Here is an 8,750-nt window from a genome sequence, read left to right as displayed (position 1 = left end):
AGGCCGGTCTCGCCGTGCGCGACCACCTCGGGGATCCCGCCGGTGGCGGTCGCGACGACCGGCGCCGTGCAGGCCATCGCCTCCAGGTTGACGATCCCCATCGGCTCGTAGACCGACGGGCAGACGAAGACCGTCGCCTGGGTGAGCACCTGGAGCAGGACGGGCCGCGGCAGCATCCCGGAGATCCAGACGACCCCGTCGCGCTTCTCGCGCAGCCCGGCGACCAGCGCGGTGACCTCGGCCTCCAGTTCGGGGGTGTCGGCGGCGCCCGCGCAGAGCACGAGCTGCGCGGCGGGATCGAGGTCGGCGGCGGCGCGCAGCAGATGCGGCAGCCCCTTCTGCCGGGTGACGCGTCCGACGAACACGACCGACGGCCGCTCCGGGTCGATGCCGAGCGGCCCGAGCAGTTCGGTGCCGGGCGACGGCCGGTACGCCTCGGTGTCGATCCCGTTGTGGATCACGCTGATCCGGCCGGGGTCGAGCTCGGGGTAGGCCGCCAGGACGTCCCGGCGCATCCCCTCCGACACCGCGATGACCGCGTCGGCGGCGACGATCGCGGTCCGCTCCGCCCAGGACGACAGCGCGTACCCGCCGCCGAGCTGCTCGGCCTTCCACGGCCGCAGCGGTTCCAGGCTGTGCGTGGTGAGCACGTGCGGAACTCCGTACAGCAGTTTGGCGAGGTGCCCGGCGAGGTTGGCGTACCAGGTGTGGCTGTGCACGAGGCTCGCGCCGGAGCAGCCGCCGGCCATCTCGACGTCGGCGGCGAGGGTCTGGAGCGCGGGGTTGGCGTACAGGAGGGAGTCGGGCGGCCGGTAGGCGGACGCGCCGTGCCGGGGATCGCCGAGGCAGCGGACGCGCAGCTCGTCGCCGGTGGTGTGGAACAGGGCGCGCAGTTCGCGGGCGAGGAAGTCGGCGTGCACGCCCGCTCCCCCGTAGACGTCGGGTGGGAACTCTCGGGTCAGCAGGTCGACGCGCATGTCCGGAACTTAACCGGAACGGAAAAAATCATGCCCGTTTCGCCAGGGATTCATGGGAAATGTTCCTTGCTATGGCAACGCCCCGGATTCTTGCGATCGTACTGGCGGGCGGCGAAGGGAAGCGGCTGATGCCGCTCACGGCGGACCGGGCCAAGCCCGCCGTGCCCTTCGGCGGGATCTATCGGCTCATCGACTTCGTCCTGTCCAACCTGGCCAACGGCGGCTATCTGAAGATCGTCGTGCTGACCCAGTACAAGAACCACAGCCTCGACCGGCACGTCTCGATGACGTGGCGGATGTCGACCCTGCTCGGCAACTACGTCACGCCCGTCCCGGCGCAGCAGCGGCTCGGCCCCCGCTGGTTCACCGGCTCCGCCGACGCCGTCCTGCAGAACCTCAACCTCATCGACGACGAGCACCCCGACCACGTCATCGTGTTCGGCGCCGACCACATCTACCGGATGGACCCCCGGCAGATGGTCGACCAGCACATCGCGTCGGGCGCGGGCGTGACCGTCGCCGCGATCCGCCAGCCGCTCGCCCTCGCCGGCCAGTTCGGCGTCATCGAGGCCGACGCGGGCCGCATCTCCGCGTTCCGCGAGAAACCGGCGAACGCCACCGGCCTGCCGGACGCCCCCGACCAGATCTACGCCTCGATGGGCAACTACGTGTTCTCCGTCGAAGCGCTCATCGACGCCGTCCACGCCGATGCCAGGAAACCCGGCAGCCGCCACGACCTGGGCGGCGACATCATCCCCGCGATGGTCGCCGGCAAGGACGCCCGGGTCTACGACTTCGCCGACAACGCCGTGCCCGGCGCGACCGAACGCGACCACGGCTACTGGCGCGACGTCGGCACCCTCGACGCCTTCTACGAGGCGCACCTCGACCTGATCTCGGTCCATCCGGTGTTCAACCTGTACAATCACCGCTGGCCGATCTACACCGGCCACCAGCCGCTGCCCCCGGCGAAACTGGTGTTCGCCGAAGGCCGCGCCCAGGACTCGCTGCTCGCCCCCGGCGTCATCGTGGCGGGCGGCTCGGTCTGCCGGTCGGTGCTGTCGCCGCGCGTGCAGGTCGGGGCCGGGGCCGAGGTGAGCGAGTCGGTGCTGATGGACAACGTGCGGATCGGCGAGGGCGCGATCGTCCGGCGGGCCATCATCGACAAGAACGTGGTGGTCCCGCCGGGGGCGCGGATCGGCGTCGACCCCGAACGGGACCGGGAGCGGTTCACCGTCACCGACGAGGGCGTCACGGTGATCGGCAAGAACGTCGCGCTCTAAGCTCACTTCACCGGGAAGCCGAAGTGGCCGTACTTCAGGCCCTGTTTGAAGGCGGTGACGCTGCTCTTCTGGGCTTCGAGCCGGAAGTCGCCGTCGGCCTCGGCGGGACGCTTGTCGGCGTTGAACCAGAGGAAGCCGATGATGTTCGGATACTTGTTCACCGAGGCCAGGAAGTCCTTGATGAACGACGTCCTGGTCTTGCCGGGGCTGGTGCCGACCTCCGGGATGATGATCGGCTTCTTGGTGAAGGTCCGGACGTTCTTGACGGTCGGCAGGAAGATCTTCGCGAAGGTCTTCCTGGTGTGCCTGCCCCGGTCGTAGCCGACGATCCCCACCCAGTCGACGTACTTCGCGCCCGGCCAGTAGGGGCGCAGCGCGATCTCCGGGCGGGAGCCGATCTCGTTCGGCTGCCACAGCCAGATGGCGTTGGTCGCGCCGACCGTCCGGAAGATGTCGTGCATCCGCCGCCACGCGGCCGTCCAGTCCTGCGGGGTGTTGAAGTAGTCGCAGGCCGTCTCCTTGTCCGGGGTGTCGTTCTCCGGACGGCTGCAGTCGCCCCACGGGTACCACTCGGCGTTGAACTCGTGGGCGAAGCTGAACACCACGGGCATCTTCGCGGCGCGGATCGCGAGGGCGAGCTCGCGGATGTAGTCGTCCTGCTCGCCCGCGGCGATGGTGGCGACGGTGAGGTCGCGGCCCTGCGGCCAGAGCTCCAGTTCGAGCTGCGGGATCGCGCCGTACTTCCACAGGCCCTTCGCCCAGGCGGTGTCGAAGCCGTCGCCCCAGTTGTAGAAGCCCTTGACGATGTTGGGCTTCCGCCCGGTGATCTTCGCGAACCGCTTGGCCCCGGCGACCTTGTCCTCCTCGGGGGTGAAGACCCCGAAGTACTCCTTGCGCGGGTAGATGTACTTGTTCACGTTGGTGACGCCCGGGGCGTTCCAGCGTTGGAAGCCCTTCGGCGCCTTGTTGTTGTACTTCGGCTTCACCGCCGCGGATCTCACCGCGTCGGGCTTGGCCGCCGCGGGGGCGGCGTGGACCGTCCCCGCGAGCAGCGGGACGAGCAGGGCGGCGGCGGCGAGGACGCGCCGTTCCATAGAACTCTCCTTACAGTCGGCTGTCGTCGGCCGAGGCCGCACCGGTACCGGGGAGAGGGGGCCGTACCCACCGTGCCCAGGGTGACGCCCGTGAACGTAGAGATTTCTCAACAAACCGGGTGCGGGAGTCCTGGGCTCGTTCGCTAGTCCTTCGCCAGCAGCCTGGCCTTCGCCTCATGGAACTCGGCGACGGACAGGGCGCCCGAGCGGTGCAGGGCGTCGAGCTTGGCGATCTCGTCCGACAGGCTCTGCCGGGGCGCGGGAGCCCCGTACCGCTCGCCGGCCAGCCGCTCGACGACGGGCAGGAGCCGCGGCGGCACCGCGGCCGGGTTCTCGATATCGGTGATCAGCCCGAACTCGGCGGGGTTGCCCGGCAGGTACAGCACCGGGTAGCGCTCGCCCGTCAGGACGGGACGGATCAGCCGCATCGTGATGGTCTTCGACGCCTCGAACGCGGGCCCGTTCTCCGGCTCGATCCTGACCCGCAGCTCGACCCGCGGGTTGTCGTTGATCCGGACCCCGGTGTCGCGCACCGACAGCACCGTCCCGATCGCGGGGCTGCCCTCGGCGAGCAGGTTCTGCAGCTTCTCCGTCGACTTGGCGGCCATCCCGCGCAGCACGAACGCCCCGGCCAGGGCGATCAGCCCGGCCACGACGAACCCGCCGCCGAACGTCCGGGAGAACCCGGCGTCACCGACGGCCAGCGCGCCCGCGCCGACCGCGAGGAACAGCAGCGGCACCACCAGCCGCGCCCCGAGGATCATCGAGACGACCGCGACGAGGATCCCGCCCACCAGGAACGGGATGAACCCGCCGACGCTGAGGTCGCAGGCGGAGATGTCGGCTTCGCAGACCGACGCCGAGGACAGCAGGTTGTTGATGGCGTACCCGACGGACGCGCAACCCGACAGACCGACCGCGTACGCGACCGGAACACGAACACTCACTGGACTTCCCTTGCTGACGTTTGCCATCCCCGATTCCAAGGGATCAGATGCCGTACAACAAGATCAGGTTCGCGGTGCGGGGTGTGTCAGGAATCTCCGTCCTGTTCGGCGAGGAACCGTTCGAACTGGGCGGCCAGCTCGTCCGCCGACGGCATGTCGGCCTCCTGCGCGAGCAGCGACTCACGGTCGTCGGCGCCGGCGAACGCGTCGTACTGCTGCTCCAGCGCGCGGACCACCTTCTCGACCTCGTCGGAGCCCTCGACCTGGGAGGCGATCTCCTTGTCGGTCTCCTCGGCGGACTCGCGCAGGGCGTCGCCGGGGATGGCCAGGCCCGTCGCGTTGACGACGGTGCCGAGCGCCGTCAGCGCGGCCGTCGGGTACGACGACTGCGCCAGGTAGTGCGGGACGTGGACGGCGAAACCGATCGCGTCGTGGCCCAGTTCGCCCAGCCGGTACTCCAGCAGCGCGGCGGCGCTGCCCGGCACCTGGACGCGCCCGAACGGCGACTTCGGCCAGGCGCCCAGCAGCTCGGGCTTGGTGCCGTGGGCGGTCAGCCCGATCGGCCGGGTGTGCGGGACGCCCATCGGGATGCCGTGGAAGGCCACCGACAGGCTGACGTCCAGGGTCTCGATCAGGGAGACGACCGAGGCGACGAACTTCTCCCACGCGCGGTCCGGTTCGGGGCCCTCCAGCAGCAAGAACGGCTGGCCGACCGTGTCATAGACCACGTGCAGGTTCAGGGAGGGCTTGTCGTAGTCCTCCCAGTGGTCGCCGTCGTAGGTCATCATCGGCCGGCGCGCCCGGTAGTCGATCAGCTCGTCCAGGTCGAAACGGGCGATGACCTGGTGATCCAGAGTGTCCAGGATGTGCTCGCGGACCAGCCTGCCGGCGGAACCCGCGTCCATGAACCCGTCCAGGCTGTGCAAGAGCACCGGACGCTCGAGCACGGGCAGCTCGGCCTCCAGCCGGTACAGATCCTCGGGACGCAAGGCGGCCCACCTCCTCGGGACGAACAAGGGCTACAGACTCTTCAACATAGTCCCTCGCGCATTTCATCCCGCCCCGGATCATCCCAAGGAGGCGCTTTTCCGTCCTAGGACGCCATCCGGAGGCGGTCGGCGTTGATCAGGTGGTAGAGCAGCAGGAGCTGGGTGATGGCGACCGGGTCGCTGGCGGCGCCGTCGGCGAGGCGGCCGAGGTCCGCGGGGAACGGGGTGTCGACGTCCAGCCGCTCCCAGATCGCCTTCTTGACGATCTCGGCCTCCTCGCCCGAGACGTTGCCGTGCACGTGCAGGGCGTCGACGGGGCGGCCGTCGGTGTCGCGGAGCAGTTTGAGGTGGAGGGCGTCGGCGCCGTTGACCACGCCGGTGAGGTCCGGGTGGTCGACGGTCGGACGGAGCAGGACCTCCGCCGACAGCGGGGCGTCGGGCTCGGGGTGCGCCGAGGGGATGCTGCCGAACCGGACGACGATGTCGGCGTGCCTGCGCTGCGGGCGGATGAACGCCGCGCTCTCCATCTCGCGCCGCCGCAGCTCCTCCAGCACCTGGTCGGGCGTGTAGCCGCGCTTGGAGGTGTCCCGGTTGATCTTCCAGGCGTGGCGCTGGCTCTCCGGCGGGTCCAGATAGACCGTGATGTCGAAGCAGGCGCGCGCCATCTTGCTGTAGAGCGGCAGCAGCCCCTCGACGATCACGAAGTCGCGCGGCTCGATCAGCTCGGGCCTGACCAGCTCGCCGGTGCCGTGGTCGTAGACCGGCTTGAGGATCGGCTCCCCCATCGCCAGGAGCTGAAGGTGCTGCTCCATGATCTCGATGTAGTTGCAGTCGGGGTGCAGCGCCGTGAACGGTTTCCCCTGGCGTTCGCGGCGGTCGAAGCGGTGGTAGTCGTCCACGCAGACGGCCGTCATCCGCTCCTCGCCGAGACACTCCACCAGCCCCCGGGTGAGCGTCGTCTTGCCGGCGGCACTGTCTCCCGCGATCGCCAGCATCACCGGACGGCGTCCGGTTCCACGGGCCCGCAGCATGTGCACGATCCGGTGGGGCACGGGATCCTCCAAAGGGGTTCTTTACCCGGGGGTTGTGGTCGCGTCACCGTGAAGGTAAGCCTGGTCGCCGCGGGGTTCCTCACCCGACGGTGGGATCTCACGGGTGAAGGCGCGCCTTGGTGAGCTACTCGTCAGTAGCTTTTGCTTGTTAGGGTGCGCCCATGGCCGCCCCCGTCCGAGTCGTGCTCGTCGACGACCATGAAATGATCCTCGCCGGACTCCAGGCGATGCTCGCCGGCTACACCGGCCGCGTCCGCGTGGTCGGGCAGGCCGCGGACCCCGACTCCGCGTCACGCCTGGTCGTCTCACTGAAACCCGACATCGTGCTGCTGGACGTCCGGCTGGGCACGCACAGCGGACTCGACCTCTGCCGGGTGCTCACCGAGACCACCCCCGAATCCCGGGTGGTGTTCCTGTCGGTCTACGACGACGAGCAGTACGTGTTCGAGGCCCTGCGGGCCGGCGCCGCCGGATACCTCCTGAAACGGGTGGACGGCCTCGAGCTCGTCCGGCGGCTGGAGGAGGTCGCCGAAGGCGAGACGGTCGTCGACCCGACCCTCGCGGGACGGATGGCGGCGAGCGTCGCCCGGCTCAACCGCGGCGAGTTCTGGCCCGGCGCCAACCGCGGGCTGACCCAGCGGGAGAGCGAAGTGCTGTCGCTGCTCGTCGGCGGGCTGTCGAACCGGGCGATCGCCGCACGGCTCCACCTGTCCGAAGAGACCGTCAAATCGCATCTGCGGACCCTGTACCGGAAACTGGAGGTCACCGACCGCTCCGCCGCCATCGCCATCGCGCTGCGCGAGGGCCTGTTCCGGTGAAGGCACGCGCCCTCGCCCTCCTCGCCGAACGGGACGGGGAGCTGCTGACCCGCGTGGTCGGAGCCGCCTGCGCCGACCGGGAACTCCCCGAACTGGCCGCCGACATCGCCGTCCTGGTGCGGTCCGCCACCCGGTTCGCGTCCTGCGAGATCTACGTGCTCGACGAGGACGGCCGGACCCTCCAGTGGACCGGCGGGGATCCGCGCGTCAGCGAATCGCCCAAGGCCGTCGCGTTCGGCGAAGGCGTCATCGGCTGGTGCGCCGGGCACGCGACGCCCCGCGCGCACGGACACGGCATGTGCTTCCCCGTCGCCGGACCGAACGGGACCATCGCCGTCATCGACGTCAGGACCCGCGGCCGGGAATGCTGCAGCGACGAGGACCTCGAACTGATCCGCGCGATCACCGCGCTGTTCGCGCCCGTCCTGCACTCCGCGCGCCGCCTGCGCGCCGCACGCCACCGCGAGCACGAGGCCGAGGAGTTCGCCGAACGGGCCGTCGAAGCGCAGGAGGCCGAACGCGGCCGGGTCGCCCGCGAGGTCCACGACGGCATCGCCCAGCGCCTCGCCAGCCTCGGCTTCCATCTGTCGGCGGCGCTCGGCGCGCTCCCCCCCGAAGGCGAGGCGTTCCGGCAGATCACCGTGGCGCGCGAACTCTGCGAACTGGCCTCAGCCGAGGCGCGCGCCGCGATCGGCGGGCTCCGGCCGCCCGTCCTGGACGATCTCGGGCTGTCGGCGGCGCTCGCCGGACTGGCCCGCGAGGCGGGGTCGCGCCAGCCGTCGCTCGACGTCACCGTCACCGTCTCCGGTGAACTCGACGCGCCCCTCCCCGACCATCTGCAGACGGCCCTGTACCGGATCGCGCAGGAAGCCGTCGGCAACGTCCTGCGGCACGCCGACGCCACCGCCGTCGACCTGCTCCTCGAATACGGACGCGGCCGGGTCACCCTCGCCATCGAGGACGACGGCCGCGGCTTCCGGCCCCACCAGCCCCGGCCCGAGTCCTACGGGCTGCGCGGCATGAACGAACGCGCCGAACTCCTCGGCGGCCGCCTCACCGTCCACTCCACCCCCGGCGACGGCACCACCGTCCGCGCCACCCTGCGGTTCTAGGCCGGTTCTAGGTTCGCGGCGGTTCGCTCCAGCCGTGGTGGGTGAGTTCCTCGGCGAACAGCCGGGTGGTGGCCGTCGGGGTGGCGCCCGTCACGGCGTGCCAGGGACGGCTGAGCGGCATTCCGAGGGCGGCGGCCTCGATGAGGCGCCCGGCGGACAGGTCGTCGCGGACCGCCTCACGGGAGACCAGGGCCGCGCCCAGGCCCGCGGCGGCGCCCGCGACGACCGCGCCGTTCGAACCGAGGACCAGTTTCGGCGGGGACGCCTCGTGTTCGGCGAGATAGGCGTCGGCGGTGACCCGGGTGCCTGAACCGGGCTCGCGGAGCACCCACGGCGTGGTGTGGTCGAACGCGATCCGCGGCGCGGTCACCACGATCAGTTCGTTCGGGCGGCGGGCGAGGACCGTGACGCCGCCGTCGGCGCGGAGCAGGCCCTCCGGGGGGCGGCCGGCCAGCACCACGTCGGCGCCGTGGTCGGC

9 protein-coding genes are annotated in these 8,750 nt (G+C 70.6%); 3 read left to right on the top strand and 6 right to left on the bottom strand.

Going from position 1 to position 8,750, the window contains the following annotated elements:
- On the bottom strand, nt 1-977 hold a 977-nt coding region (glgA, locus tag ACYVE7_RS23625), incomplete at its 3' end, for a glycogen synthase (protein WP_460367283.1).
- A gap of 59 nt (nt 978-1,036) precedes the next feature.
- On the opposite strand from glgA, the gene glgC reads away from it, so the two are divergent.
- Entirely contained in the window at nt 1,037-2,260 is a 1,224-nt protein-coding gene (glgC, locus tag ACYVE7_RS23620) for a glucose-1-phosphate adenylyltransferase (protein WP_460367281.1), read from the top strand.
- 2 nt (nt 2,261-2,262) lie between these two features.
- Here glgC and ACYVE7_RS23615 read toward each other — a convergent pair whose 3' ends face one another.
- The 4 genes from ACYVE7_RS23615 to ACYVE7_RS23600 all read right to left on the bottom strand — a co-directional run bounded on the left by ACYVE7_RS23615 (nt 2,263) and on the right by ACYVE7_RS23600 (nt 6,342).
- Nucleotides 2,263-3,354: a glycoside hydrolase family 26 protein gene (locus ACYVE7_RS23615; RefSeq protein ID WP_460367279.1), complete on the bottom strand. Its 1,092-nt coding sequence runs from the start codon at nt 3,352-3,354 to the stop codon at nt 2,263-2,265.
- Nucleotides 3,355-3,497: 143 nt separating this feature from the next.
- Entirely contained in the window at nt 3,498-4,301 is an 804-nt protein-coding gene (locus ACYVE7_RS23610; protein WP_460367277.1) for an SHOCT domain-containing protein, read from the bottom strand.
- 86 nt (nt 4,302-4,387) lie between these two features.
- Nucleotides 4,388-5,290 carry a proteasome assembly chaperone family protein gene (locus ACYVE7_RS23605; RefSeq protein WP_460367275.1) on the bottom strand — a complete coding sequence of 301 codons (903 nt, stop codon included), beginning with the start codon at nt 5,288-5,290 and terminating at the stop codon, nt 4,388-4,390.
- Nucleotides 5,291-5,394: 104 nt separating this feature from the next.
- Entirely contained in the window at nt 5,395-6,342 is a 948-nt protein-coding gene (locus ACYVE7_RS23600) for a phosphoribulokinase (RefSeq protein WP_460367273.1), read from the bottom strand.
- A 161-nt stretch (nt 6,343-6,503) separates the two neighbouring features.
- Between ACYVE7_RS23600 and ACYVE7_RS23595 the strand changes: the two genes are divergently transcribed.
- Nucleotides 6,504-7,160 carry a response regulator gene (locus ACYVE7_RS23595; RefSeq protein WP_460367271.1) on the top strand — a complete coding sequence of 219 codons (657 nt, stop codon included), beginning with the start codon at nt 6,504-6,506 and terminating at the stop codon, nt 7,158-7,160.
- The gene (locus ACYVE7_RS23590; RefSeq protein ID WP_460367269.1) at nt 7,157-8,272 is read left to right on the top strand and encodes a GAF domain-containing sensor histidine kinase; all 1,116 of its coding nucleotides are present in this window, start codon (nt 7,157-7,159) and stop codon (nt 8,270-8,272) included. The genes ACYVE7_RS23595 and ACYVE7_RS23590 overlap by 4 nt, the downstream gene beginning before the upstream one ends.
- Before the next feature lie 7 nt (nt 8,273-8,279).
- On the opposite strand, the gene ACYVE7_RS23585 is transcribed toward ACYVE7_RS23590, so the two are convergent.
- A partial coding sequence (locus ACYVE7_RS23585) for a LysR substrate-binding domain-containing protein (RefSeq protein WP_460367267.1) occupies nt 8,280-8,750 on the bottom strand: 471 nt, incomplete at its 5' end.

The organism is Actinocorallia lasiicapitis (assembly GCF_054778695.1).
This window is presented reverse-complemented; position numbering and strand designations above follow the sequence as displayed.

Excerpts from the sequence above, each read along its gene's own strand:
- ACYVE7_RS23595 (WP_460367271.1), top strand. The coding sequence starts at position 6,504 with ATGGCCGCCCCCGTCCGAGTCGTGCTCGTCGACGACCATGAAATGATC.
- ACYVE7_RS23615 (WP_460367279.1), bottom strand. The coding sequence starts at position 3,354 with ATGGAACGGCGCGTCCTCGCCGCCGCCGCCCTGCTCGTCCCGCTGCTC.
- glgC (WP_460367281.1), top strand. The coding sequence starts at position 1,037 with ATGTTCCTTGCTATGGCAACGCCCCGGATTCTTGCGATCGTACTGGCG.